General features: G+C 71.8%; 24 protein-coding genes and 1 riboswitch. Of the genes, 12 read left to right on the plus strand and 12 right to left on the minus strand.

The features are described from left to right. Positions 1-41 precede the first annotated feature (41 nt). From RGQ06_RS12265 to RGQ06_RS12290, 6 genes are all read right to left on the minus strand, one after another. Positions 42-1,316 (minus strand): thymidine phosphorylase, encoded by a 1,275-nt coding sequence (locus tag RGQ06_RS12265; protein WP_432430415.1) that lies wholly within the window; start codon positions 1,314-1,316, stop codon positions 42-44. Next, positions 1,316-1,702, minus strand: coding sequence for a cytidine deaminase (locus RGQ06_RS12270; RefSeq protein ID WP_432430416.1), 387 nt, complete (start codon positions 1,700-1,702; stop codon positions 1,316-1,318). Before RGQ06_RS12270 ends, RGQ06_RS12265 begins: the two co-directional genes overlap by 1 nt. Then, a complete protein-coding gene (locus tag RGQ06_RS12275; RefSeq protein WP_432430417.1) occupies positions 1,699-2,979 on the minus strand; it encodes an ABC transporter permease in 1,281 nt (426 codons plus the stop codon). Before RGQ06_RS12275 ends, RGQ06_RS12270 begins: the two co-directional genes overlap by 4 nt. Beyond that, entirely contained in the window at positions 2,976-4,217 is a 1,242-nt protein-coding gene (locus RGQ06_RS12280; RefSeq protein WP_432430418.1) for an ABC transporter permease, read from the minus strand. The genes RGQ06_RS12275 and RGQ06_RS12280 overlap by 4 nt, the downstream gene beginning before the upstream one ends. Beyond that, the gene (locus RGQ06_RS12285) at positions 4,214-5,719 is read right to left on the minus strand and encodes an ABC transporter ATP-binding protein (protein ID WP_432430419.1); all 1,506 of its coding nucleotides are present in this window, start codon (positions 5,717-5,719) and stop codon (positions 4,214-4,216) included. The genes RGQ06_RS12280 and RGQ06_RS12285 overlap by 4 nt, the downstream gene beginning before the upstream one ends. A gap of 113 nt (positions 5,720-5,832) precedes the next feature. Further along, on the minus strand, positions 5,833-6,933 hold the full coding sequence (locus tag RGQ06_RS12290) for a BMP family lipoprotein (protein ID WP_432430420.1): 1,101 nt from the start codon (positions 6,931-6,933) through the stop codon (positions 5,833-5,835). Positions 6,934-7,099: 166 nt separating this feature from the next. Then, a riboswitch (TPP riboswitch) is annotated at positions 7,100-7,215 on the plus strand. Here RGQ06_RS12290 and RGQ06_RS12295 point away from each other — a divergent pair. The 7 genes from RGQ06_RS12295 (at position 7,203) to RGQ06_RS12325 (ending at position 13,705) form a co-directional block, all read left to right on the plus strand. Next, on the plus strand, positions 7,203-7,880 hold the full coding sequence (locus tag RGQ06_RS12295) for a thiamine diphosphokinase (protein ID WP_432430421.1): 678 nt from the start codon (positions 7,203-7,205) through the stop codon (positions 7,878-7,880). It overlaps the preceding riboswitch by 13 nt. Next, positions 7,877-8,953 carry a thiamine ABC transporter substrate-binding protein gene (locus tag RGQ06_RS12300; RefSeq protein ID WP_432430422.1) on the plus strand — a complete coding sequence of 359 codons (1,077 nt, stop codon included), beginning with the start codon at positions 7,877-7,879 and terminating at the stop codon, positions 8,951-8,953. Before RGQ06_RS12295 ends, RGQ06_RS12300 begins: the two co-directional genes overlap by 4 nt. Positions 8,954-8,960: 7 nt before the next feature. Next, on the plus strand, positions 8,961-10,634 hold the full coding sequence (locus RGQ06_RS12305) for an ABC transporter permease (RefSeq protein WP_432430423.1): 1,674 nt from the start codon (positions 8,961-8,963) through the stop codon (positions 10,632-10,634). A gap of 1 nt (position 10,635) precedes the next feature. Next, on the plus strand, positions 10,636-11,688 hold the full coding sequence (locus RGQ06_RS12310; protein ID WP_432430424.1) for an ABC transporter ATP-binding protein: 1,053 nt from the start codon (positions 10,636-10,638) through the stop codon (positions 11,686-11,688). Positions 11,689-11,757: 69 nt separating this feature from the next. Continuing rightward, positions 11,758-12,531, plus strand: a complete 774-nt coding sequence (locus tag RGQ06_RS12315; RefSeq protein WP_432430425.1) for a DUF7282 domain-containing protein — start codon at positions 11,758-11,760, stop codon at positions 12,529-12,531. Positions 12,532-12,536: 5 nt separating this feature from the next. Continuing rightward, positions 12,537-13,049 (plus strand): sigma-70 family RNA polymerase sigma factor, encoded by a 513-nt coding sequence (locus RGQ06_RS12320; protein ID WP_432430426.1) that lies wholly within the window; start codon positions 12,537-12,539, stop codon positions 13,047-13,049. Further along, a complete protein-coding gene (locus RGQ06_RS12325; RefSeq protein WP_432430427.1) occupies positions 13,046-13,705 on the plus strand; it encodes a zf-HC2 domain-containing protein in 660 nt (219 codons plus the stop codon). The genes RGQ06_RS12320 and RGQ06_RS12325 overlap by 4 nt, the downstream gene beginning before the upstream one ends. 24 nt (positions 13,706-13,729) lie before the next feature. Here RGQ06_RS12325 and RGQ06_RS12330 read toward each other — a convergent pair whose 3' ends face one another. The 3 genes from RGQ06_RS12330 to RGQ06_RS12340 are packed head-to-tail and all read right to left on the minus strand — an operon-like array spanning position 13,730 to position 15,544. Continuing rightward, positions 13,730-14,146 carry a VOC family protein gene (locus tag RGQ06_RS12330; RefSeq protein WP_432430428.1) on the minus strand — a complete coding sequence of 139 codons (417 nt, stop codon included), beginning with the start codon at positions 14,144-14,146 and terminating at the stop codon, positions 13,730-13,732. Further along, positions 14,146-14,934, minus strand: coding sequence for an enoyl-CoA hydratase (locus RGQ06_RS12335; protein ID WP_432430429.1), 789 nt, complete (start codon positions 14,932-14,934; stop codon positions 14,146-14,148). The genes RGQ06_RS12330 and RGQ06_RS12335 overlap by 1 nt, the downstream gene beginning before the upstream one ends. A 19-nt stretch (positions 14,935-14,953) precedes the next feature. Further along, positions 14,954-15,544, minus strand: a complete 591-nt coding sequence (locus RGQ06_RS12340) for a hypothetical protein (RefSeq protein WP_432430430.1) — start codon at positions 15,542-15,544, stop codon at positions 14,954-14,956. Positions 15,545-15,658: 114 nt separating this feature from the next. Between RGQ06_RS12340 and RGQ06_RS12345 the strand changes: the two genes are divergently transcribed. After that, positions 15,659-16,651 carry an integrase core domain-containing protein gene (locus RGQ06_RS12345; protein WP_432430660.1) on the plus strand — a complete coding sequence of 331 codons (993 nt, stop codon included), beginning with the start codon at positions 15,659-15,661 and terminating at the stop codon, positions 16,649-16,651. Positions 16,652-16,792: 141 nt separating this feature from the next. Here RGQ06_RS12345 and RGQ06_RS12350 read toward each other — a convergent pair whose 3' ends face one another. Beyond that, positions 16,793-18,778, minus strand: coding sequence for an ABC-F family ATP-binding cassette domain-containing protein (locus tag RGQ06_RS12350; protein WP_432430616.1), 1,986 nt, complete (start codon positions 18,776-18,778; stop codon positions 16,793-16,795). Between the two features lie 84 nt (positions 18,779-18,862). Between RGQ06_RS12350 and RGQ06_RS12355 the strand changes: the two genes are divergently transcribed. The 4 genes from RGQ06_RS12355 to RGQ06_RS12370 all read left to right on the plus strand — a co-directional run bounded on the left by RGQ06_RS12355 (position 18,863) and on the right by RGQ06_RS12370 (position 22,149). Next, positions 18,863-19,810: an ABC transporter ATP-binding protein gene (locus RGQ06_RS12355; RefSeq protein ID WP_432430617.1), complete on the plus strand. Its 948-nt coding sequence runs from the start codon at positions 18,863-18,865 to the stop codon at positions 19,808-19,810. A 10-nt stretch (positions 19,811-19,820) separates the two neighbouring features. After that, positions 19,821-20,591, plus strand: a complete 771-nt coding sequence (locus tag RGQ06_RS12360; RefSeq protein WP_432430618.1) for an ABC transporter permease — start codon at positions 19,821-19,823, stop codon at positions 20,589-20,591. Beyond that, entirely contained in the window at positions 20,588-21,400 is an 813-nt protein-coding gene (locus RGQ06_RS12365; RefSeq protein ID WP_432430619.1) for an ABC transporter permease, read from the plus strand. Before RGQ06_RS12360 ends, RGQ06_RS12365 begins: the two co-directional genes overlap by 4 nt. Positions 21,401-21,480: 80 nt before the next feature. Beyond that, a complete protein-coding gene (locus RGQ06_RS12370; protein WP_432430620.1) occupies positions 21,481-22,149 on the plus strand; it encodes an SRPBCC family protein in 669 nt (222 codons plus the stop codon). A 22-nt stretch (positions 22,150-22,171) separates the two neighbouring features. Here RGQ06_RS12370 and RGQ06_RS12375 read toward each other — a convergent pair whose 3' ends face one another. Continuing rightward, positions 22,172-22,804, minus strand: a complete 633-nt coding sequence (locus RGQ06_RS12375) for a VOC family protein (RefSeq protein WP_432430621.1) — start codon at positions 22,802-22,804, stop codon at positions 22,172-22,174. 3 nt (positions 22,805-22,807) lie between these two features. After that, entirely contained in the window at positions 22,808-24,508 is a 1,701-nt protein-coding gene (gene leuA, locus RGQ06_RS12380) for a 2-isopropylmalate synthase (RefSeq protein ID WP_432430622.1), read from the minus strand. Positions 24,509-24,660: the final 152 nt, after the last annotated feature.

Consider the following 24,660-nt stretch of genomic DNA (forward strand, 5'->3'; position numbering starts at 1 on the left):
CAGGAGGCGTGGGGGGCCGCCCGGAACGGTGCAGGCACCGATCAGGTGATGCGGTCGGCGATGAGGGGTCGTGGCTCGACCCGCTCGTCGCCGATGTCGATGGCTCCTTCGAGGGCGGCGAGCGCGCCGGCGAAGCGATCGGGGTCGTCGGCGTGCAGCACGAGCACCGGGTCGCCGGCGGACACGCGCTCGCCGACCTTGGCCTCGACCAGGGCACCGGCGCCGAAGGACACCGCGTCCTCCTTGCGGGCCCGTCCGGCACCGAGTCGCCAGACGGCGATGCCGACGGCCTTGCAGTCCATGCGCTGCAGCCACCCGTCCCGCTCGGCGGCGACGACGTGGGTGTGCGCGGACGTGGGCAGCGCCACGGACAGGTCGCCGCCCTGGGCCGCCACGATCCGCTCGAAGACCTCCATGGCCCGCCCGTCGTCGAGCACCGGCTCGGGGTCGGTGTCGATGCCCGCGAGGGCGAGCATCTCCCGAGCCAGGGCCAGGGTGAGCTCGCGCACGTCGGCGGGTCCGCCGCCGGCGAGCACGTCCAGGGACTCCTGCACCTCGAGGGCGTTGCCGGCGGCCCGGCCGAGGGGCTGGTCCATGTCGGTGAGCAGGGCGACCGTGTCGACGCCGTTCCCGTTGCCGATGCCCACCATGGTCTCGGCCAGCACGCGCGTGGCGGCGTCGTCGCCGAGGAACGAGCCCGAGCCGAGCTTCACGTCGAGCACGAGGCCGCTGGTGCCCTCGGCGATCTTCTTCGACATGATCGAGCTGGCGATGAGCGGGATGGACTCCACGGTGGCGGTGACGTCGCGCAGGGCGTAGAGCTTTCGGTCGGCCGGCGCGATGTCGCCGCTGGCGCCGGCGATGACGCCGCCGACGTCGGCCAGGACCTGCCGGTACCGGTCGGCGGGCAGCACCGACTGGAACCCGGCGATGGCCTCGAGCTTGTCGAGGGTGCCGCCGGTGTGCCCCAGGCCCCGGCCGGCGAGCTGGGGGACGGCGGCCCCGCACGCGGCGACGAGGGGGACCAGGATCAGGGAGATCTTGTCGCCGACGCCGCCGGTGGAGTGCTTGTCGACGGTGGGACGGTCGAGGAACGACAGGTCGGCGCGCTCGCCGGTGTCGATCATGGCGGCCGTCCACGTCGCCAGCTCGTCGGGCTCCATGCCCCGCCACACGATGGCCATCAGCAGCGCGGCCGCCTGCTCGTCGGCGATGGTGCCGGCCGTGTAGCCGTCGATGAAGAAGCGGATCTGCTCGTCGTCGAGCCGGCCGCCGTCGCGCTTGGTGCGCAGCACGTCGAGGATGTCGGTTGCCATCAGGTGAGGTCCTCGGGTCCGAAGGCGTCGGGCAGCCAGCCGTCCATGGGCCGCTCGTTGAGGGGCATGGGGCCGCCGCCCATCTCGTGCAGCAGCTGGCGGCACCGCCCGCAGGCCGACAGGTCGTTGCCGTCGGGGTCGGTGACCGCGACCGCGACGAGGTCGCCTCGTCCGCGACCACCGGCGACGAGGACGCCCACGAGGGCGGTCTCGGCGCAGATGCCGACGGTGTAGCTGGCGTTCTCGACGTTGGCCGCGCTGATGGTTGAACCGTCGGCCAGCAGCGCCGCGGCGCCGACCGGGAAGCCCGAGTAGGGCGAGTACGAGCGCCGGGCCGCCTCGGCCGCGGCCGCCCGCAGGGCGACCCAGTCCGGGGTCGGGCTCATCCGCCGGACCGGTACACCTGGCCGTTGGCCGCCGGGACCCGGGGGCGCCCGACGAGGCCGGCCACCACGACGATGGTCACGACGTAGGGCGCCATGAGCAGGAACTCCGACGGGATCGGGGTGTCGAGCAGGGCGAGGTAGTCGTTGAGCTGCTCGGAGAAGCCGAAGATGAGCGCGGCGATGAGGGCGCCCACGGGGTGCCAGCGACCGAAGATCATGGCGGCCAGGGCGATGAAGCCCTTGCCGTTGGTCATGTTCTGGTCGAAGCGACCGGCCGACCCGAGCGTGAACCAGGCGCCGCCGATGCCGGCCACCATGCCGCCGAGGATGACGTTGCGGTAGCGGATGAAGTGCACGCTGATGCCGACGGTGTCGGCGGCCCGGGGGTGCTCGCCGACGGAGCGGACCCGCAGGCCCCACCGGGTGTTGAACAGCGCCCAGGCCAGGAACGCCACCAGGCCGAACATGACGAACCCGAAGACGTTCTGGCTGAACAGCAGGGGTCCGAGGAACGGGATCTCCACCAGCAGCGGGATCTCGAAGGGACGGAACGTGCCGGGCTGGTTGAGGTGGGAGTACTCCACCAGGACGCGCACCGTCAGGTAGCTGGTGAGCCCGAGGGCGAAGATGTTGATGAACGTGCCGCCCACGATCTGGTCGACCTCGTAGCGGATGCTGATCACGGCGTGGATGGCCCCGAACAGCGCGCCGGTGAGGATGCCGCACAGCAGGCCGATCCAGAGGCTCCCGGTGGCGCTTGCGGTGATCGCGGCCCCGAACGCTGCGGCCAGCATCATGCCCTCGATGGCGATGTTGATGACGCCGGTGCGCTCGCACAGCAGGCCGGCGATGGCCCCGAGGGCGATCGGCGTGGCTCGCTGCACCGAACCGGCGATGAGGCCGTAGAACGCGCCGGTGCCGTCCCGCGCCGCCCAGATCACGAGGGCGAGGGCGAACAGGCCCAGCGCGCCGCCGAAGAACACGGTGATCTTGGGGTCGACGACCTGGAGGGCCCGCACGCCGAGGGCGATGGCGCCGAACCCGAGGACGAAGGCCGCGATCTGGGTGGGCAGCTCGACGTCGGGGATGGTGTCGACGCCACGGGGGTTCATCAGCAACGTGGACACCTGGTCCGACGTGGCGGTGAGGCCGAACAGGAGGATGGCCGCCACGCCGGCGAGGAAGCACAGGCCGGCGACGGTGAGCGCGTGGCGGCGGGCGCCGGTGTCCTCGACGACGTCGTCGCGGGGCGCGGGGGCGGTGGTCACGGAGGTCATTGGGCTCCCCAGCCGGCGCTGAACCGCTGCCCGGCGCCGAGGCGGGTCTCCTTGACCCGCCAGACCGTCCGCACGATGGCCGGCGCGGCGACGAAGAGGATGATCAGCGCCTGGATGACGAAGATGATGTCGATGGGCGTGGAGGTCTGGGCCTGCATGCCGGTGGACCCGGCCTGGAGCGCACCGAAGAGCAGACCGGCACCGACGACGCCGATCGGGCTGGCCCGGCCCAGCAGGGCCAGGGCGATGGCGTCGAAGCCGACGCTGGCGAAGAAGCCGCCGGTGAGGCGCGGGGTGCTGCCGAGCAGGATCGTCGTGCCGCCGAGGCCGGCCAGGCCGCCGGCGATGCCCATGGACAGCACCGTGGTGGCCGCCACCCCCATGCCGGCGTAGCGGGCGGCGTGGGGGTTGGCGCCCACGGCCCGCATCCGGAACCCGATCGTGGTGCGCTGCAGCAGCCACCAGGCGCCCCAGGCGACGAGCAGGGCGAGGAGGAAGCCCAGGTGGACCCGGAAGGAGTCGATCGGTTCTGGCAGTCGCACAGATGCGGGCATCTCGGGGCTGATCGGGTCGCTGCGGCCCGGGCGCCGGAACGTGTCGGTGGACAGCGCGTAGTCCAGCAACCGCAGCGCGACGAAGTTCAGCATGATCGAGGTGATGACCTCGTGGGCACCGGTGCGGGCCTTGAGGAACCCGACGATGCCGCCCCACACCGCGCCGCCGATGACGCCGGCCACCAGGGCCAGCGGGAGGTGCACGACCTGGGGGAGGTCGAAGGTGATCCCGATCCAGGCGGCGGCCATCGCGCCCACGATGAGCTGCCCGGCGCCGCCGATGTTGAACATGCCGGCCTTGAACGCCAGCGCGACGGAGAGGCCGACGAGGATCAGGGGCGTGGACTGCACGAGCGTGCGGGCAAGGGCCCGCTGGCTGCCCAACGAGGAGTCGAACAAGGCCCGGTAGCTGGTGGCGATGAGGTCCCAGGAGTCCGCCAGCGCGGTGCCGGGAGCCGAGAAGAACGAGCCCCACGCCTCGAGCGTGGTGGGGTCGGTGAAGACGATGATGAGCGCACCGACGATGAGCGCCGTGAGGATGGCGAGCAGCGGGCCGATCAGGCCCAGGGCCACCTCGCGGAGGGCGCCGGCGACGCCGGGCTGGCGTTCGTGCGGCGCACCGGCGAGCGGGTCGTCCACGTCCGGCGGCGGGGCCGCGGGTGCCTCGGCCGGCGGGGCGGTCATGCCCGCGCTCCGGCCATGAGCATGCCGACGGAGTCGCGGGTGGCCTCGTCGCCGCTGACCTCGCCGATGACGCCCCCGCGGTACATGACGATGACCCGGTCGGCGAGTGCGAGCACCTCGTCGAGCTCGGAGGAGTTGAGGAGCACGGCGAGCCCCTGGTCGCGGGCCTCGACGATGCGGTGGTGGATGTACTGGATCGATCCCACGTCGAGGCCTCGGGTCGGCTGGCTCAGCACGAGGAGCCGCTCGGTGTGCGACATCTCACGTCCCACGATCACCTTCTGCTGGTTGCCGCCCGACAGCGTGCCGACGGCGGCGTCGATGGACGACGTGCGGATGTCGAAGTCCTGGACGAGGCGCTCGGCGTTCTCCCGGATCGCCCGGCGGTCCATGCGGATGCCCCGAGAGTACGGCGACCGCCCGGTGAGGTTCAGGACCAGGTTGTCCGACACCGGGAACGACGAGATCAGGCCGTCGCGCTGGCGGTCCTCGGGGACGTGGGCGACGCCGAGCTCCACCATGCGAGCCGGGTTCGCCCCGGTGACGTCGGCGCCGTCCAGCTCGACCCGGCCGGCGGTCGGGCGCCGCAGACCCACGATGGCGGACACGAGCTCGGACTGGCCGTTGCCCTGCACGCCGGCGATGGCCACGATCTCCCCAGCCCGAACGTCGAAGGACACGTCGGCCACGGCCAGCTGGTCGCGCTCGTCGCGCACCCGCAGGTCCGAGACCTGGAGCACGACGTCGGTGGGGGAGGCGGCGCTGCGGTCGACCACGAGCTGGACGTCGCGGCCGACCATGGCGGTGGCCAGCTCCTGCTCGTCGCTCTCGTCGGGGGTGGTGGTGTCCACGACCCGGCCGCGGCGCAGGATCGTGATCGTGTCGGCGATGGCCCGCACCTCGCGCAGCTTGTGGGAGATGAAGATGACCGAGCGGCCCTCGTCGGCCAGGCGCCGGATGATCCCGAGCATGTCGTCGATCTCGGACGGGGTGAGCACGGCGGTGGGCTCGTCGAGGATGAGGCAGTCGGCCTCGCGGTAGAGCGCCTTGAGGATCTCGACCCGCTGCTGCACGCCGACGGGCAGGTCCTCCACCATCGCGTCGGGGTCCACGTCGAGGCCGTGGCGGGCGGACAGCTCGAGCACCCGGCGTCGGGCGGCGTCGCGGTCGAGCACCCCGGGTGCCGAGGTCGGCTCCACGCCGAGCATCACGTTCTCGGCGACGGTGAACACGGGCACGAGCATGAAGTGCTGGTGGACCATGCCGATCCCGGCGTCGATGGCGTCGGCGGGGGACGAGAACGACGTCGGGACCCCGTCGAGCAGGACCTCGCCCTCGGTCTGGCGGTACAGGCCGAAGAGGACGTTCATCAGGGTGGACTTCCCGGCGCCGTTCTCGCCGAGGAGCGCATGCACCTGGCCGGGTTCGACCACGAGGTTCACGTCTTCGTTGGCGACCACGCCCGGGAAGCGCTTGGTGATCCCGCGCAGCTCGACCCGCATCGGACGGATGTCTAGCGCGTGGCGGGGTCCCGGACGCGCCAGAGGCCGGGTGCGGGACCCGGCCTCTGGCTCACATCGTCGGCATACCGCCCGAACCGGGCGGTGCCGCCGGACTACTCGAGGGTGGTGGCGATCGAACCGTCGATGATGCCGGCCCGGATCTCGTCCAGCTCGCTCTGCAGCTCGTCGGAGATGTCACCTTCGAACTCGTTGAACGGGCCGAGCTCCACGCCGTCGTTCTCGAGCGTGCCGCTGTAGACGCCGCCCTCGAACTCGCCGTTGGCCGCGGCCGTCACGGCGTCGTACACCGACACGTCGAAGTTCTTCATGACGCTGGTCAGGAACAGGTCGCAGGCGTCGGCGACGGACTCGCAGCCGTCGGTGTCGACCCAGATCAGCTTGGCGTCGTCGCCGCCGGCGCGGATCGCCTCGACGGAGCCCTGGCCCACGGGACCGGCCACCGGGAGGATGATGTCGGCGCCCTGGTCGAGCAGCGACTCGGTGGTCTGGCGGCCCTTCGAGAGGTCCTCGAAGTCACCGGTGAACAGGCCGTCGTCGTCGGCGGTGTTCCAGCCCACGAGCTGCACGTCGGTGCCCTTCTGCTCGTTGTGGTACTCGATGCCGGCCTCGAAGCCCTTCATGAAGATGTTCACGGTGGGGATGTTGAGGCCGCCGTAGGTGCCGACGGTGCCGGTCTGGGTCTGGGCCGCAGCCACGTAGCCGGCCAAGAAGGCCGCCTGGTCGGTGGCGTAGGTCAGGCCGAGGACGTTCTCGTACTCGGTCTCGTAGGCGAAGTCGACGATGGCGAAGTCCGTGTCGGTGTTCTCCTGGGCGGCCGCCTCGGTGGCGTCGCCCAGCAGGAAGCCGACGGTGACGATGAGGTCGCAGCCCTGGTCGATGAGCGCCTGGATGTTGGGCTCGAAGTCGGCATCGCTCTGGGACTCGAGCACGACCGGCTCGAAGCCGATCTCCTCGGAGGCTTCGACGAGGCCGTTGTAGGCGTTCTCGTTGAAGGAGCGGTCGTCGACGCCACCGGTGTCGGTCACCTCGCAGGCCAGGAAGTCGCTGTCGGACCCCTCGCCACCGTCCGAGGTGTCGTCGGTCGCGTCTTCGGTGTCGTCAGTGGCCGTGTCGTCGTCGTCGCCGCACGCGGCGGCGACGAGGGACAGGCCGAGCAGCAGCGCGAGCAGCCGCATCCAGCGTCGGTTCAGCACAGGGGATCTACCTCCGGGTGGGGTCGCGCAGGATGTGCGCATACCCGTGAAATGTCATGGGACGGCGCAACGGTAGGTGTCCGGGGCCCCCAGGACAATGATGCAGCTGCGTCTGGTGACGAAGGTCCCGGTGGACCGGTCCGATATGGTCGACGATGCGCCGCACAGAACCGGCGCGGGGAGCTCGGGGCAGCCGGGCTGAGAGGGTGACCGCAGCGCCGTCACCGACCCTGGAACCTGATCTGGGTAATGCCAGCGGAGGGAACGTCGTGGACATCGATCGTCCGCCCGACATCGTCGTCGTCGCCGGAGGCGAACCGGTCGCGCCCGCGCTCGTGGCGGTCGTGCCCGCATCGGCTCGCGTCGTCGCGGCCGACTCGGGCGTGGACCTGGCCCGGACGCTGGGCTGGGCGGTCGACGTCGCGGTGGGGGACTTCGACTCGGTCTCGGAGGCCGGGCGGTCGGCGATCACCGCCGAGGCCACCGACGTGCGGGTGCACCCGATGGCCAAGGACGCCACCGACCTCGAGCTGGCCCTCGGGGTCGCCGCCGAGCTCGCGCCGGCGCGCCCCGCGCCCGGCCGTCGGGTGCTGGTGCTCGGCCTCGAGGGCGGCCGTCCCGACCACGCCCTGGCCAACCTCCTGCTGGCCGCAGCCGAGCCCTTCGCCGACCTCGACATCGAGCTCGTGCTCGCCCAGGGCCGGGCGTGGGTGGTCCGGGACCACCTCGCCGGGCAGCTGCCGGCGGGCGGGATCGTGTCGATCGTGCCCGTCCACGGCCCCGCGACGGTGTCGGTCAGCGGGGTGCGCTGGCCCCTCGACCGCGCCCCGCTCGCCGCCGGCACCACCCGAGGCGTCAGCAACGAAGCCACCGGCGGCCCGTTCGACCTGCGGGTCCACGCCGGCGCCGTGCTCTGCATCACCCCCCGAACCGAGGAGACCCCGTGACGTCCACCCGACGAACCCTGTCCGCCCTGCTCGCCGCCTCGCTGGTCGTGGCGGCGTGCGGCGACGACGACGCCGAGACCACCACCCCGGATCCGGAGCACGGTGCGGCCACCAGCATCACGATGCTGACCCACGACAGCTTCGACGTGTCCGAGGAGGTGCTGGCCGCGTTCACCGAGGCCACCGGCATCACCGTCGAGCTCCTCCCGTCCGGCGATGCCGGCTCCATGCTGAACCAGGCGATCCTCACGAAGGGCTCGCCCCAGGGCGACGTCCTGTTCGGCGTGGACAGCACCTTCCTGTCCCGCGCCCTCGACGAGGACCTGTTCCTGGCCTACGAGTCGCCGGCCCTCGAGGACGTCGACGAGTCGCTGGTGCTGGACCCCGAGCACCGGGTGACGCCGATCGACACCGGCGACGTGTGCCTCAACTACGACAAGGCGGGCCTGGCCGAGGCCGGCCTGGAGCCGCCGGCCGACCTGGCCGACCTGGCCGACCCGGCCTACGCAGGCACGCTCGTGGTGGAGAACCCCGCCACGTCCTCGCCCGGCCTCGCCTACCTGCTCGCCACCGTCGCCGAGTTCGGCGAGGACGGGTGGCAGGACCACTGGCGGGCCCTGCGGGCCAACGACGTGGAGGTGGCCGCAGGCTGGGAGGAGGCGTACTACGGCAGCTTCTCCGGCGCTGCCGGCAGCCCCGGCGACCGGCCCATCGTGGTGAGCTACGCGTCGAGCCCGCCGGCCGAGGTCATCTTCGCGGAGGAGCCGCTGGACGAGGCGCCCACCGGCGTCGTGGAGGGCACCTGCTACCGACAGATCGAGTTCGCCGGGATCCTGGCCGGCACCGAGCACGAGGAGGCCGCCCAGCAGCTCGTCGACTTCCTGCTCTCGCCGACGTTCCAGGAGGACGTCCCGCTGAACATGTTCGTGTACCCGGTGATCGACGTGGAGCTCCCGGCCGAGTTCGTCGAGCACGGCGCCCAGCCCCAGGACCCGTACCTGCTCGAGGCCGACGTGGTCGCCGCGAACCGCGACGCCTGGATCGAGGAGTGGACAGAGATCGTGCTGCGATGATCGGACCGTGAACGCCCCCGACCGATCCGCCCGCACGCCCCGGGCCGTCACCGCCGCCGCCTTCGCGGTGCCGGTGGCGTTCCTCGGCGTGTTCTTCGCCGTGCCGGTGGCGACGCTGATCTCCACTGGGCTGCGCGAGGGCGGCCGGTGGGACCTCGGCGCGGTGGGCGAGGTGCTGACGTCGCCGAGCACCCGCTCGGTGGCGTGGTTCACGCTCTGGCAGGCGGTGGTCTCCACCGCCGCCACCGTCGTCGCGGCCCTGCCGGCAGCGTGGCTGATCGGGCGCATCCGCTTCCCGGGGCGCTCGCTGCTCATGGCCGCCCTGATCGTCCCGTTCGTGCTGCCCACCGTGGTGGTCGGCACGGCGTTCCTGGCCGTGCTCGGCCCCGACGGCCCGGTGGCCGCGCTCGGCGGCGTGCTCGGGTTCGACGTCGACCTGCGGCGCACCGCCACCGCGGTGATCCTCGCCCACGTGTTCTTCAACTACGCGGTGGTCGCCCGCACGGTCGGCGCGGCGTGGATGGCCGTCGACCCGGCCGCCGAAGACGCAGCCCGCACCCTCGGTGCCGACCGCTGGACCACGTTCCGCACCGTCACCCTGCCCCAGCTGCGGCCGGCCCTGGCCGGGGCGGCGTCCATCGTGTTCCTGTTCACCTTCACCTCCTTCGGGGTCGTCAAGATCCTCGGTGGCCCGCGCATCGCCACCATCGAGGTCGAGATCCACCGCCTCACCACCCAGCTGCTCGACCTGCGCACCGCCTCGGTGCTGTCCCTGCTGCAGCTCGCGGCGGTCATCGCCGCGCTGGCCCTGTACCGGCGAGCCGGTGCCCGCCGGGGCAGCGCCCGCACCCGCGCCGGTCGCTCCGTCCTCCACCGGCCGGCCGGGGCCGAGCGCTGGGGGGTGGCGGCCACCATCACCTCGGCCGCGCTGCTGGTCGGGGTCCCGATCGCCACCCTCGTCTGGCGATCCTTCGACACCGCCGGCGGGCCTGGCCTGGGCTACTACCGGGCGCTCGGGTCCACCGGTCGGGGGAGCGCGCTGTTCGTGCCGCCGGCCGAGGCGGTGCGGAACTCGCTGGTCATCGGTGCGGCCGCAGCCACGACCGCGCTGATCGTCGGCGGCCTCGCCGCCGTCGGACTGCACCGGCTCGGAGGTCGGGCGCGCGGGGTCGCGGACTCGTCGCTGATGCTGCCCCTCGGCGTCAGCGCCGTGACCGTCGGCTTCGGGTTCCTCATCGCGCTCGACGAGCCTCCCCTGGACCTGCGGACCTCGCCCCTGCTGATCCCGGCCGCCCAAGCCGTCATCGCCATCCCCTTCGTGGTCCGCACGCTGCTGCCCGCGCTGGATGCCGTCCCCGCCCGCCTGCGCGAGGCGGCCGCCGCGCTCGGGGCGCCGCCGCACCGGGTGTGGTGGGAGGTCGACGCCCGCCTGCTGCGACGGCCCGCGCTCGGTGCGCTCGGCTTCGCCTACGCCATCTCCCTCGGGGAGTTCGGGGCCACGGTGTTCATCGCTCGGGCCGACGCGCCGACCGTCCCCGTGGCCATCTTCCGCGCCCTCTCCCAGCCCGGGGCGCTGAACGTCGGCCAGGCGATGGCCCTCTCCACCGTCCTGCTCGCCCTGACCGCCGCGGTGATGCTGCTCGTCGACCGCGTCGGCGACGCTCGCGTCGGCGGCTTCTGACGTGTCATCGCTGACCGTCCGCGGCGTCTCCAAGGCGTTCGGTGGCCTGACCGTCCTCGACGGCGTGGACCTCGCCGTCGAGGACGGCAGCACGCTCGCGCTGCTCGGTCCCTCGGGCAGCGGCAAGTCGACGCTGCTGCGCATCGTCGCCGGGCTCGATCAGCCCGATGCCGGCTCGGTGCACCTCGACGACGACGACGTCACCCACCGGCCGGCCCACCGCCGGGGCGTCGGGGTGGTGTTCCAGGACCAGGCGCTGTTCCCGCACCTCGACGTGGCGGGCAACGTCGGGTTCGGGCTGCGCATGGCGGGCGTCGACCGGCGGGAGCGGTCCGTGCGGGTCCGGGACGCGCTCGACGTCGTGGGGCTGTCCGGCTACGAGCACCGCGACCCGGCGACCCTGTCCGGCGGCGAGGCGCAGCGGGTCGCCCTCGCCCGGGCGCTGGCGCCCCGTCCCGCGGTCGTCCTCCTCGACGAACCCCTGGCCGCGCTGGACCAGCTGCTGCGGGAGCGCCTGCTCGTCGAGCTGCGATCGCTGTTCGACGACCTCGACGTCACGGTCGTCGCCGTGACCCACGACCCGACCGAGGCGGCCGCGCTCGGCGACCGCATCGCGGTGCTGCTCGACGGACGGATCGCCCAGGTGGGCGCACCGGGCGCGGTCATCGCCGCCCCCGCCTCAGCCGAGGTCGCGGGGCTCGTGGGCCAGCGAAACGTCTTCGACGGGCGGGTGGTGGAGGGCGGGGTCGAGACCTCGCTCGGTCTCCTCGCCGTCGACCCGGCCGGCCACGCGGGACCCGTCGCGCTCCTCGTCCCGCCGAGTGCCGTGGTCCCCACCCCTGACGGGCCGCTGCGCGGGCGCGTGCGCGGGCTCCTGTACCGCAGCGGCACCCCGGTCGCGATCGTGGCCGGTGTGGGGCCGAGGGACGACCCCGATCGGATGTCGCCCACGGACGGCCCGACCCTCGACGTGCTCGCCGAGCCGGGCTGGGTCGTCGGCGACGAGGTGACGCTCCGGATCCACGCCGCATCGGTGCACCTCATGGTCCGGTGAGCGCCGGTTGAACCGATCGGGCACTCGATGCGTAGTCCCCACCGAGAACGACCCCTCGGGAGGACACCGATGCGACGCCTGATCACGATCCTCGCCGCGCTGGCGCTCGTGGTCGCCGCCTGCGGCGACGACGACGATGCCACCGCGGCGCCCGATGGGGGCGACGACACCGTCGAGACCCCACCGATGGGACCCGCCGAGCTCAGCGCGAAGGACCAGACGGGCGACGGCACCGAGGTGACGGTCGCGTCCGTGACGCTCCCCGCAGACGGGTTCGTCGTGGTCCACGCGGACGCCGACGGGTCCCCCGGCCCGGTGATCGGGCACAGCGGCCTGCTCGCCGCGGGCGAGTCCACCGACGTCGTGGTCACCCTCGACGAGCCGCTCACCGCCACGTCGACGGTCTGGCCCATGGCCCACATCGACACCAACGTCAACGGTGCCTACGACTTCGCGCCGCCCGACGTGACCGACGACGGACCGGCCACCTTCGACGACGGCGAGGTCGCGGTGCTGCCCGTCGAGGTCACGGTGGAGGGGGTCGGCGACGAGGACGCGGCGGACGGCGGTGCGACGAGCGATGAGGCGGCGACCGTCGCCATCAGCGACTTCTCGTTCCAGCCCGGCACCATCGAGGTCGCGGCCGGTGCCACCGTCACCTGGACCAACGGGGACGGGGTGCCGCACACGGTGACGGCGGGGACGCCCGACGCCGTCGGCGACGCCTTCGACGAACCGGTCGACGCCGGCGAGACCGCAGAGGTCACCCTCGACGATGCCGGCACGTTCGACTACTTCTGCGCGATCCATCCGACCATGACCGGCCAGGTCGTGGTGTCCTAGAGATCGTGGCCCATGCGGACCTGGACGCGGCGGTGCGGCACCTCCACGCCGCCCACGCGCCCGCCCTCCACGCGTGGGCCCGGCACCGCACGGCAGATCCCCGGGAGGCCGAGGAGATCGTCCAGGAGACCCTGATCCTCGCCTGGCGCAAGCAGGACCAGTACGACCCCGAGCGGGGCTCCGAGCGCGCCTGGCTGTTCGGCATCGCCCGCAACGTGGCCGTGGACCGCCACCGCCGGCAGCAGCGCCACCTCCGTGCCGTCCCGGGGAGCGACGCACCCGAACCGGCGGACGACGGCGAGATCGACCGGGTCGTCGAGGACTCCCACATCCGGGATGCGCTGCGGACGCTGTCCGAGGCGCATCGTCAGGTCGTCATCGAGACCTACTACCGCGGTCGCAGCGTCCGGGAGGCTGCCGCCGAGCTCGACATCCCCGAGGGCACGGTGAAGTCCCGGCTCTACCACGCCCTTCGGGCGCTCCGCAGCGAGCTCGAACGTCAGGAGGTGCTGCCATGACCGCGTCGGACCACGACAGCCACCGCGACCTGACCGCGGCCTACGTGCTCGGCGCCCTCGACGCCGGTGAGCGTGCCGAGATCGAGGCGCACCTCGAGACGTGTGACGCGTGCCGGAACGACGTGGTCTCGTTCGCGCCCCTGCCGGCGCTGCTGGGTCGCATCGATGCCGACGACGTGGCGCCCGACCATCCCGAGGCCGGTGCTGATGTGCTGATCACCGCCGTCCGCGCCGACGTGGCTCGCCTCGACCGCAGCCGCCGACGCTGGCGGTGGGGTGCCGGGCTGGCAGCCGCGGCCGCCGTGGTGCTGGCTGTGCTCCTGGCCGTCGGCGACGAGGACGCGCCGGTCCGATTGAACGACGGGGTCCAGCTGGCGGTCGCGACGAGCTCGGCCGGCACGAGCGCGGATGTGATCGCGACCGAACGCGCGTGGGGCACGTACCTCTACCTGTCCGCCACGGGCCTCCCGGAGCGGGACGGCTACGAGATGTGGACGGTCGACGCGGACGGGAGCTGGGAGCCGGTCGGGTCGTGGAGCCCGACGCCGGAGGGCCGAGCCGAGCTCGGCTGCTCCACGGCTCTGACCCTGGCCGACATCGACCGGGTGGTGATCACCTCGGAGGACCGCGACGACGAGCTGCTGGTCGCCCGCTGACGCCGGTGCTGTCAGCCTCGGTGGTCAGCGCAGGTGGACGGTGCCGTCGTCGTCGAGGCGCCAGATCGGGTTGTGGGCGACCTCCCAGGGGTGGCCGTCGGGATCGATGAAGATCCCCGTGTAGCCGCCCCAGAATGCCTTCGCGCCGGGTCGGCCGATGGTCCCGCCCGCCGCCTCGGCCTGGGCGAGCACCGCGTCGACCTCGGCCGGGGAGCTGACGTTGTGGGCCAGCGTCACGCCGCCCCATCCGCCGGGATCGGTGACCTCGCTGTCGTGGGCGAGCTTCTCGCGCCTCCACAGGGCGAGGACCATCCCGCCGGCCTGGAAGAACACGACCTCGCCGTCGGGGGACTCGCCGGTCCAGCCGAGGGCCTCGTAGAAGCGGCGGGCCCGATCGGCGTCCTGCACGCCGAGGGTGATGACCGAGATGCGCGGTTCCATCAGACCTGGCTGCGGCCTCGCTCGGTGACGGCCTTGCGGCGGGCTTCGAGGTCGGCGCCGTCGCGCCCGCCCGCCTGCCACTCGCCGGCCACCCGACCCTCGATGGCCCAGGCCTCGCGGCCGTCGACGAGCACGCCCTCGTCGTAGGTCTGCAGCATGCGGCGGACGCCGGCCTGGTCGTTGGAGGCGATGTCGGCGGCGAGCTGCTGGGCGAAGGGCACGAGCTCGTCGTGGGGCACGACGTGGTTGACCAGGCCCCAGGCCAGCGCGGTGCTCGCATCGAGGAAGTTGCCGGTGGTGGACAGCTCCTTGGCCCGTCGGTAGCCGACGGCCTCGGGCAGCAGGACGGTGAGGCCCCAGCCGGGCATGATGCCCATGCGGGCGTGGGTGTCGGCGAAGGACGCTCGCTCGGAGGCGATCAGGAAGTCGCAGGCCAGGGCGACCTCGAAGCCGCCGGTGATGGCCATGCCGTTGATCGCGCCGATGACCGGCGTCTCCATCGGAGGGATGGGGCCGCGGCCGCTGGCGGTGTCGCCGGTGGCGCCCGTCTCGCCCAGCGCGGCACCGGCGGTCGACGCCAGCTCCTTGAGGTCCAGGCCGGCGCAGAAGGCGGGGTCCGCGCCGGTGAGCACGATCGCGGCCACGTTCACGTCGGCCTCCAGCTCCGACATCGCCTGCCAGAGCTCCTTGCGCAGCTCCCGGCTCAGCGCGTTGCGGGCGCCGGGCCGGTTGAGGGTGACGGTGGCGACGGCGTCGCTGCGCTCGACGAGGACGACGGGATCGGACATGCAGGCTCCGTGGGTTCGTTCAGTAGGGATCGTGGTAGGCGAGGGGGAGGTCGCCGAGGCGGACCAGCATCGAGGCGATCCAGCCGCCGAGGGCGGAGAAGTGGTCGTCGAGGATGGCGCCGTCGCCGAGCGCCTTGTCGTCCAGGTCGTAGGTGCCCTCGTAGGCCAGCTCGAGCGCGTGGCTGACCGGCTCGAGCTCGGCCGTGTAGGCGGTCTCCACCGTGGGTGCGGTGCGGTGCAGCTGGTCCGGCCCGACCGACGGGCTGTCGACGGGGAGCACCGCGGTCACCTGGTCGGGGCGGGGGAGGTCGACGAGGCGCTGGAGCCGGAGCACGATGCTGATCTCGATGCGGGGGTCGTCGTCGAGCTCCTCGTTGCGCAGCCACGACCGGAACGCCGACTGCGACCACGTCGGCCAGTCGAGCGTGATGTCGGCCCGGACCCGTGGCGGGTTGCCCTCGCCCGGGAGGCCGTAGGACGTCTCCCACGTGGTGTCGCCGAGGAGCACGTCGACCTGGAACCGCTCCTCTGCCGTCATCCGCTCGAGCATCGCCGCCTCGAGGGCGTCTCGCAGGGCACCGATCGCGTCGGTGAAGACGTGGTCCAACATGGGTCGGCGACTCTAGGGCTTGCTGTCCGGGGGTTGAGGTTGCAGGTCCCTCTACAGAGGGGCCTGGTGATGGACCCTGTGGTTCCTTCCACAGATCCAAAGGAACCCATCACCATGACCACCTCTGCAGAGATCATCTACCACCGGCGCGTCCGGTTGCTTGATCTCGCTGAAGAACTCGGCAACATCTCCGCCGCCTGCCGCCAGATCGGCGTGTCCCGCACCCGCTACTACGAATGGAAGAACACCTCCGAGCTCTACGGGCTCGAGGCGCTGTGGCCCAGAGACCGGCGCCGCCCGGCCCAGCCCAGCGAGACCCCGACCCACGTGGTCGCCGACCTGCTCGCCGTTGCCGTAGTCGAGCCGACGCTCGGCTGCCGCCAGCTCGCCGACCGGCTCCAGGAGCTGGGCTATGAGATCGGCAAGACGACCGTGCAGCGGATTCTGGTCGACCACGGCCTGGGTCGGCGCCGCCAACGCATCGCCCGGGCTGCGGCAATCGCTGCGCTGGCCGGGATCATTACCGAACCGGTCACCGAAGCGCTGGGCGAGCCGTTCGGGTTCTGCCACTGGGCCGGCCACCCTGGCGATCTCGTGGCCGTGGACAGCTTCTACATCGGCAACCTCAAAGGCGTGGGCAAGGTGTACCAACTCACCGCCGTGGACACCTGCACCCGATGGGCGATCGTGAAGCTCATCATCGGGCCGGTCACCACCGCCGACACGATCCGCTTCATCGACCACGTCCGCACCACGATGCGCCGCCTTGGGATCCCGCTCCGGCGGGTGCTGTCCGACAACGGACCCGAGTACAAGGGACTCGCGTTCCGGCACCACCTCGCCGAGATCGGCATCGACCACGTCCGGATCCCGCCCCGCTCACCGAACCACAACGCCGTGTGCGAACGGTTCCAGGGCACGATGCTCCAGGAGTGCTGGCGGCCAGCGTTCCACCGACGCCACTTCAACTCGGTCCGCCAGCTCCAGGCCGAAGCCAACGCCTGGCTGATCCGCTACAACACGCGGCGACGCAACCACGGCGACTACATGGCCGGCCGCAAGCCCTCCGAGATCCTCGACACCCACCGCCGCCGCCAAGCAGCATGACCATCAACCACAGGGCCCATCTGTCACCTCGAACCCCGGCCTGGAAGCTCTAGGGGGTCACCCACGACCGTTCTGGGCTGCTCCACACGCCTCCGATGCGTGCACCGCGGCCCGGTTCGGGGATCTGGGGGTCGGTGCGCTTCAGCTCGACCGCTCGAGCCGGGAGGCGGCCTGCTCCCAGTCGGTCATCAGGCGCACGGCCTCGTCCTTGGCGGCATCGAGGGCCGTGGTGAGCTCGGTGAGCTTGTCGGCGTCGGCGTAGATGTCGGGGTTCCCGAGCGCGACCTGGAGCTCGGCGACCTTGGCCTCGGCCGTCTCCCACTGCTTCTCGAGCCGGTTCACCTGCTTGCGCAGGTCCCGGTCCTGCTGGCTGCCGCCCCCGCCCTGCTTGGCCTTGGGCTTCTGCTTCGGCGCGCTCGGGCTGCTCTGGCCCGGGGCCTTCGCCGGCTGGCTCGGCCCCTTCGCCCTGGCGGCCTTGCCCGAGCGGCCGCTGCTCTTCTTCGAGCTCTTCACGGGCGTCCCCGACGTGTCCCGCCGGGTGGTCGCCGTCGTGGGCGTCAGCACGGCCTCGTCCACGCCGTGGTGGAACCTCGCCGTGCCGTTGCGGACCTCGATGAGGTCGTCGGCCACCGAGCGGATGAGGTACCGGTCGTGGGTGACGAGCAGGACCGTGCCCGGGTACACCTTGAGGGCGTCCTCGAGCATGTCGCAGCTGGCCAGGTCGAGGTGGTTGGTGGGCTCGTCGAGGATCAGCAGGCCGGCCGGCTCGGCCATCGCCTTGGCCAGGGCCAGGCGGGTGCGCTCGCCGCCGGACAGGACGCCGACCTGGCGCTCGACCGCATCGTCGCGGAACCCGAAGGATCCCAGGTAGGTGCGCAGCGACTTGCCGCGGGGCGTGTCGCTGCCGATGCCGTCACGGGCGACCTGCAGCACGGTCTGGTTCGGGTCGAGCTCGTCGGCTTGGTGCTGCTCGAAGCGGGCGACGGTGACGGACTGGCCGACCTCGGCCGTGCCCTCCATCGGGGGCAGGTCGCCGAGCAGCATCTTCAGCAGCGTGGTCTTGCCCGCGCCGTTCGGGCCGACCAGCGCGATCTTCTGACCCCGCTCGACGTGCACGGACACGTCCCGCAGGACCGGCGTGTCGCCGTAGCCGGCGGTCATGTGAGACAGCTCGGCCACCACCCGGGACGTGCGGGGCGGCTCGGGGAACTGGAAGCGGGCCTGCAGCTCCTTGCGATCGGGGATCTCGATCTTCTCGAGCTTCTCGAGCATCTTGATGCGGCTCTGCACCTGGCGGGCCTTGGTGGCCTTGTACCGGAACCGCTCGACGAAGCGCTCGGTCTGGGCCCGGGCCTTGGCCTGGCTCGCCGCCTGCGCCTCGAGCTGGGCGATGCGCTCCTCGCGCTGCACGACGAACTCGGCGAAGCCGCCGACGTACTCGGTGAGGGTCTGGTTGGCCAGCTCCACCACGTGGGTCGCCACGTTGTCGATGAAGTCGCGGTCGTGGGAGACGAACAGCAGCGCGCCGGTCCACGCCCGCAGCCGGGCCTCGAGCCAGCCGACGGAGTCCACGTCGAGGTGGTTGGTGGGCTCGTCGAGCACGAGCAGGTCGGGGCCGGAGAGCAGCAGTCGGGCCAGCGCGACGCGCATGCGCCAGCCGCCGGAGAGCTCGGAGACCTGCCGGTCGGCGTCGTCGGGCGCGAAGCCGAGGCCGGCGAGCACCGAGTGGGCTTCGGCCTCCAGCGCGTAGCCGTTGAGCTGCTCGTACTGGGTCTGGGCCTCGCCGAAGGCGTGGAGCGCCTCGGGGGAGGCGTCGGCCGGGCCCTCCACGATCTGGTGGTGCAGCCGCATGATGTCGGGCCGGCCACCGAGGACGGTGTCGAGGACCGTGCCGTCGTCCTCGGACGGGATCTCCTGGGCCAGGTAGCCGATCCGCATGTCCTTGGGCTTGGTGACCGAGCCGGTGTCGGGCTCGGCGTCGCCCACCAGGATGCTGAGCAGCGAGGTCTTCCCCTGGCCGTTGCCCCCGACCATCGCCACCCGCCGTCCCGTCGACAGCGACAGCGTCACGTCCTCGAACAGGACGCGGCTTCCGTGCGCGAGGGAGAGTCCGGAGGCGGTGAGCATGGCCGTTCGAGCCTACGGAGGTGCTCCGCGAAGCCGCGAAACAGATCGTCGTCGTGGTCACGCCCGACCGATACGGTCGCTTCGATGGTCGACGGACCCCTCCACCCCGACGCGCTCGTGCGGGCCCGCGGCCTGACGAAGGCCTTCGGCGACTTCGTGGCCGTGGACGGCGTCGACTTCGAGGTCCGCCGTGGGGAGGTGTTCGGGTTCCTCGGGCCCAACGGCGCCGGCAAGACCTCGACGATGCGCATGATCAGCTGCGTGTCGCCCTCCACGGGCGGCGAGCTGTCCGTGCTGCACCTCGATCCGCGCACCGACGGGCCCGCCATCCGCAGCCGCATCGGCGTCGTGCCCCAGGAGGACAACCTCGACACCGAGCTGTCGGTCTGGGACAACTTCATCGTCTACGGCCGCTACTTCGGCCTGCCCCGCCGGGTGCTGCGGGAGCGGGCCCAGGAGCTGCTCGAGTTCGCCCGCCTCACCGACCGTCGCGACGACCGGGTCGACCCGCTCTCGGGCGGCATGAAGCGTCGCCTCACCATCGCCCGCGCGCTCATCAACGACCCCGACCTCGTCCTGCTCGACGAGCCCACCACCGGCCTCGACCCCCAGGCCCGCCACCTGCTTTGGGACCGGCTCTACGGGCTCAAGCGGCGCGGCGTCACGCTCATCATCACCACCCACTACATGGACGAGGCCGAGCAGCTCTGCGATCGCCTCGTGGTCATGGACCAGGGCCGCATCGTCGACGAGGGCTCACCCCGCGAGCTCATCCACCGCCACGTCACCCCCGAGGTCATCGAGCTGCGCTTCGCCGAACCGGCCGAGCAGGAGGCGGCGCTGTCCTCCGCCGGCGAGGCCGCCGAGCGCATCGAGGTGCTCGCCGACCGCCTGCTGCTCTACACCCGCGACGCCGAGGCCACCCACCGCGCTCTGGCCGAGCGCAGCATCGAGCCGCTGACCGAGCTCACCCGCCGGGCGTCGCTGGAGGACGTCTTCCTCGCGCTCACCGGCCGGACCTTGGAGGAGTGAGCCGGTGCGGATGACGCAGTCGGTGTGGCGGGCCCTCGAGCGGGAGCTGCTCGTGTTCGTCCGCACCTGGCGGGGGAGCGCGTTCACCGCCGTCGTGCAACCGGTGCTGTTCCTGCTCGCCATGGGCATCGGCCTCGGCGGGCTGATCGACGACGGCGCAGGGTCCGCCAGCGTGCGGCTCGACTACCTCGACTTCGTCGCCCCCGGCCTGCTCGCCGCGTCCGCGCTGCTCGCGGTCGCCGGCGAGGCGCTGTGGGGGGTCATGGGCGGCGTGAAGTGGATGGGGCAGTTCAAGGGGATGGTGGCCACGCCCATGACGCCGGGCGACGTGTACGGCGGCCTCGTCCTGTCCGCCGGCGTGCGGGCAGGCGCCGCGGCGATCGCGTTCCTCGTGGTGGCCGCGGTCCTCGGCGGGGTGTCCTCGCTCTGGGCGCCGCTCGCCATCGTCGCCGCAGTGCTGCTGGCCATCGTCACGATGAGCGCGCTGTCCGCCTACGCCGTGCGCAAGGAGGACGACCGGACCTTCCCGCTCATCATGCGCCTCGGCGTCATCCCGATGTTCCTCTTCTCGGGCACCTTCTTCCCGGTCGAGCAGCTGCCCGAGGTGGTGCAGCCGATCGCGGTGCTCTCCCCGCTGTGGCACGGCGTGGAGGTCGCCCGCGACGCCACCACCGGCACCGTCGACGGCTGGACCCTGCTGCACGTCGGCGTCCTGGTCGCGATCGCAGCGGCTGCCCTGCCGTTCGGCGTCCGCGGCTTCGAGCGGCGGCTCACCCCGTGAGCGTCCAGGACCTGGTCGACCACGGCCGCATCGCACCGCCACTCGATCCGCGCAAGCGCTTCCTGCGCCTGACCGAGCGCAACGTCGTCGGCTACGTGCGGGCGTGGCCGATCCTGCTCACGGGTGTGGTCGAACCGTTCCTCTACCTCCTCTCGATCGGCATCGGCGTCGGTGCGCTCGTCGGCGACGTCACCTACGCCGGCCGGCAGGTCCCCTACGAGACCTTCGTGGCCAGCGGCATGCTGGCCACGGCGGCCATGAACGGCGCCGTGTTCGACACCACGTTCAACTTCTTCATCCGGCTCCGCTACGCCAAGCTCTACGACGCGATCCTGGCGACGCCGCTCGAACCGCGCGACGTCGCCCTCGGCGAGGTCACCTGGGCGCTGATGCGGGGCACCTTCTACTCGGCGGCGTTCCTCGTCACCATGGCGCTGTTCGGGCTCACCGAGTCGTGGTGGGCGGTCGCCGCCCTGCCGGCCACCGTCCTGATCGGTGCGGCCTTCGCGTCGATTGGGCTCGCCGGCGCCACCTACCTGCGCTCGTTCCTCGACTTCGACTTCGTGAACCTGGCCATCACCCCGATGTTCCTGTTCTCGGCCACGTTCTTCCCGCTGTCGCAGTACCCGGACGCGCTCGCCACGGTCATCCGGTTCACGCCCCTGTACCAGGGGGTCGCGCTGTGCCGTGCGCTCACCACCGGCGAGGTGGGCGTCGGCCTGCTCGTGCACGTCGCCTACCTGCTCGCGATGGTGGCGGTGGGCGTCGCCGTCGCCAGCCGACGCATCGACGGCCTGCTCCGCTCCTGAGGGCGGTCCGACTCCCGACCGGCCCTTCCGGGTACGGAGCACGGGAGCCAGACCCTGCCCCCGATGCAAGGAGCCCCACGATGATCCACGAGATCGACATCGACCTCCCCGTCCGCACCGTCTACGACCAGTGGACGCAGTTCGAGGACTTCCCCCTGTTCATGAAGCACGTCGTCGACGTGCGCCAGGTGGACGACACCCACACCCACTGGAAGGCCAAGATCTCCGGCATCAGCCGGGAGTGGCAGGCCGAGATCACCGAGCAGACCCCGGACCAGCGGGTCGCCTGGACCGCCACCGACGGCACCGAGAACTCGGGCGTCGTGACGTTCCACGCCCTCGACGACAACACCACGCGCGTCGTGCTGCAGATGGAGACCGACCCGAAGGGCTTCCTCGAGAAGGTCGCCGACTGGGGTGGCTACATCTCCGACCGGTCGAAGAAGGACCTCGAGCAGTTCAAGGACTTCATCGAGGCCCGGGGCAAGTCCACAGGGGCGTGGCGGGGTCAGGTCGAGCGTGACTCCATGCGGGACCTGCACACCCGCGAGGACCGGCTGCGCGAGCTGAGCGACCACGAGCTCGCGAAGCGGGCCGAGGAGGCCGGGCTGGAGCGCCCGCTCGACCGCAACCGCGACTGGCTCGTGAGCGCGCTGGCGCGCCACGACTACGACCGCAACGCCGGCCACGACAGCCACGACCGCGACGGTGACCGCCACCGCGACGGCGAGGACGCCCGCACCTCCTGATGAACGGGTGCGGGGGCGGGCGTCAGCCCGTCGCCCGCACGTGGGGGGTCATCAGCGCGATCGTGGGTCCGATCCCGAGCTCGCGCGTGCGGACGGTCGCGATCCGGCGACCGGGCTGCACGGCGGGCTTGGGAGGCGAGCACGCCGCCCCGAGGTGTGCGGCTGAGGCATCGATGTCATCGGTGACGAGGGCCAGGCCCCAGATGCTGCACGGCCCGTCGCCGACCGGTGACGGGGGGCCGACGAGCTCCAGGATCACCTCGCCCACACGGAAGAAGCGCTGCTGCATCGCCCGCTCGCCGCTGCCAACGTCCCGGGTGCGACGCAGGTCGAGGCCCAGCGCGCCGAGAGCCTCGGTGGTGCGGTCGAGGTCGGGGGAGCGGAGCACGACGTGGTCCAGGCGCACCACGCCGTTGGGGTGCTCGACCGGGTCCGGCGGCTCCCGATCGGTGACCGAGGTCCCGATCCCGTCCACCGACGCGGGCACGTCCTCGTCGTCGGCGCGCATGCGCCACCGGTCGATCCCGCCACCGTCGCCGGTGCAGACGATGCGCACCGTGCCGATGGCGACCTCGTCGGCGTCGAGCGCGAAGCCGGCGGCCTGCCACGCCGTCGGCTCGTCACCGGTGACGAGCGCGTCCAGCCAGATGGCCACGGTTCAGCGGTTGACGGCGGAGAGCACCGCTCGCAGGGACGCCACGACGATGCTGTCGTGGACGCCGACGCCCCAGCGGACGAGGCCCTCCGGGGTCTGTGTCTCCACGTAGGCCACGGCCTGGGTGTCGGCGCCGGACCCGATGGCGTGCTCGGTGTAGTCGAGGACGTCGACGTCCACGCCGAGGTGCTCGCGCAGGCCGCTGACGAAGGCGGACACCGGCCCGTTGCCGCGGCCGATCACCGTGTGGTGCTCGCCGTCGGCGATGACCTGGGCGGTGATCTCGGCGGCCTCGTCGGAGGTGCGCATCTCGTAGGAGTCGAGCCGGTAGCGGCCGATGCCGAGGTACTCGCCCTCGAACTGGGCCCACATCTCCCCGGGGTTGATCTCGGTCCCGGTGTCCTCCACCACGCCCTGGATCGCCTTGGAGAACTCGATCTGGAGCCGGCGCGGCAGGTCGAAGCCGTGCTCCTCCTTCATCACGTACGCGACGCCACCCTTGCCGGACTGGCTGTTCACGCGGATGACCGCCTCGTAGGTGCGGCCGACGTGCTTGGGGTCGATGGGCAGGTAGGGCACCTCCCACACCGGATAGTCGCCCGCCGCGCCGCCCTCGGGGATCGTCTCGGCCAGCGCCGCCAGGCCCTTCTTGATCGCGTCCTGGTGGCTGCCGGAGAAGGCGGTGTAGACGAGGTCGCCGCCGTAGGGGTGGCGGGGGTGGACCTCGAGGCGGTTGCAGTACTCGGTGGTGCGGCGGACCGCGTCGATGTCGCGGAAGTCGATCTCGGGGTCGACGCCCTGCACGAACAGGTTCATGCCGAGGGTGACCAGGTCGACGTTGCCGGTGCGCTCGCCGTTGCCGAACAGGGTGCCCTCGACCCGGTCGGCGCCGGCCATGACACCGAACTCCGCCGCGGCCACGGCGCAGCCCCGGTCGTTGTGCGGGTGCAGGCTCAGCACGACCTGGTCGCGGTGGGGGATGTTGCGGTGGAAGTACTCGATGACGTCGCCGTAGATGTTCGGCGTGTACATCTCCACGGTGGCCGGCAGGTTCATGATCAGCTTGTCGTCGGTGCCGGGGTCGATGGCCTCCCGGACGGCGTCGCAGATCTCGATGGCGTAGTCGGTCTCGGTGCCGGTGAAGCTCTCGGGCGAGTACTCGTAGCGGACGTGCGTGCCGGGCACGCGGTCCTCGAGCTTGCGGGCGAGCTTGGCCGCGTTGACCGCGATGTCGGTGATGCCGTCCTTCTCCAGGCCGAACACCACCCGGCGCTGGAGGATCGACGTCGAGTTGTAGAAGTGCACGATGGCCCGGGGCGCCCCGGCGATGGCCTCGTAGGTGCGCTCGATGAGCTCGGGGCGGGACTGCACCAGCACCTGGATCCACACGTCATCGGGGATCAGGTCCTCCTCGATGAGGTGGCGGCAGAAGTCGAAGTCGGGCTGGCTCGCCGACGGGAACCCGATCTCGATCTCCTTGAACCCCATGTCGACGAGCAGGTCGAACATCTTGCGCTTGCGGACCGGGTCCATCGGGTCGATCAGGGCCTGGTTGCCGTCGCGAAGGTCGACCGAGCACCACAGCGGCGCGGCCTCGATGCGCTTGTCCGGCCAGGTGCGGTCGGGGAGCTCGAGGGGGAGGAACGGCTGGTACTTCTCGAAGGGCATCGTGCCGGGCTTGCCGTTGCGGGGTTCGGTTCCCATGTCGGTTCCTCTCGTGGATCTCGTCGGGGCTGCGGGTTCGGGTCGGAAAAGCAAGAAACCTCCTGGCCGGGAGGCACAGGAGGTCGGGCGAGCGCGGTATGTGGCGCTCGCCTAGGTGAGAAGGAGCAGTCCCAGCGCGTGGATCATCGCTC

This window comes from Salinilacustrithrix flava, from assembly GCF_041228405.1.
In the GTDB taxonomy this organism is placed as follows: Bacteria; Actinomycetota; Acidimicrobiia; order Acidimicrobiales; family Salinilacustritrichaceae; genus Salinilacustrithrix; species Salinilacustrithrix flava.

Bases quoted from the DNA above. Each gene is read 5' to 3' on its own strand.
- RGQ06_RS12275 (WP_432430417.1), bottom strand. From the start codon at position 2,979: ATGACCTCCGTGACCACCGCCCCCGCGCCCCGCGACGACGTCGTCGAG.
- RGQ06_RS12265 (WP_432430415.1), bottom strand. From the start codon at position 1,316: ATGGCAACCGACATCCTCGACGTGCTGCGCACCAAGCGCGACGGCGGC.
- RGQ06_RS12370 (WP_432430620.1), top strand. From the start codon at position 21,481: ATGATCCACGAGATCGACATCGACCTCCCCGTCCGCACCGTCTACGAC.
- RGQ06_RS12270 (WP_432430416.1), bottom strand. From the start codon at position 1,702: ATGAGCCCGACCCCGGACTGGGTCGCCCTGCGGGCGGCCGCGGCCGAG.
- RGQ06_RS12280 (WP_432430418.1), bottom strand. From the start codon at position 4,217: ATGACCGCCCCGCCGGCCGAGGCACCCGCGGCCCCGCCGCCGGACGTG.
- RGQ06_RS12340 (WP_432430430.1), bottom strand. From the start codon at position 15,544: ATGTTGGACCACGTCTTCACCGACGCGATCGGTGCCCTGCGAGACGCC.
- RGQ06_RS12335 (WP_432430429.1), bottom strand. From the start codon at position 14,934: ATGTCCGATCCCGTCGTCCTCGTCGAGCGCAGCGACGCCGTCGCCACC.
- RGQ06_RS12285 (WP_432430419.1), bottom strand. From the start codon at position 5,719: ATGCGGGTCGAGCTGCGCGGGATCACCAAGCGCTTCCCGGGCGTGGTC.
- leuA (WP_432430622.1), bottom strand. From the start codon at position 24,508: ATGGGAACCGAACCCCGCAACGGCAAGCCCGGCACGATGCCCTTCGAG.
- RGQ06_RS12330 (WP_432430428.1), bottom strand. From the start codon at position 14,146: ATGGAACCGCGCATCTCGGTCATCACCCTCGGCGTGCAGGACGCCGAT.
- RGQ06_RS12345 (WP_432430660.1), top strand. From the start codon at position 15,659: ATGACCACCTCTGCAGAGATCATCTACCACCGGCGCGTCCGGTTGCTT.
- RGQ06_RS12325 (WP_432430427.1), top strand. From the start codon at position 13,046: ATGACCGCGTCGGACCACGACAGCCACCGCGACCTGACCGCGGCCTAC.
- RGQ06_RS12360 (WP_432430618.1), top strand. From the start codon at position 19,821: ATGACGCAGTCGGTGTGGCGGGCCCTCGAGCGGGAGCTGCTCGTGTTC.
- RGQ06_RS12315 (WP_432430425.1), top strand. From the start codon at position 11,758: ATGCGACGCCTGATCACGATCCTCGCCGCGCTGGCGCTCGTGGTCGCC.
- RGQ06_RS12355 (WP_432430617.1), top strand. From the start codon at position 18,863: ATGGTCGACGGACCCCTCCACCCCGACGCGCTCGTGCGGGCCCGCGGC.
- RGQ06_RS12350 (WP_432430616.1), bottom strand. From the start codon at position 18,778: ATGCTCACCGCCTCCGGACTCTCCCTCGCGCACGGAAGCCGCGTCCTG.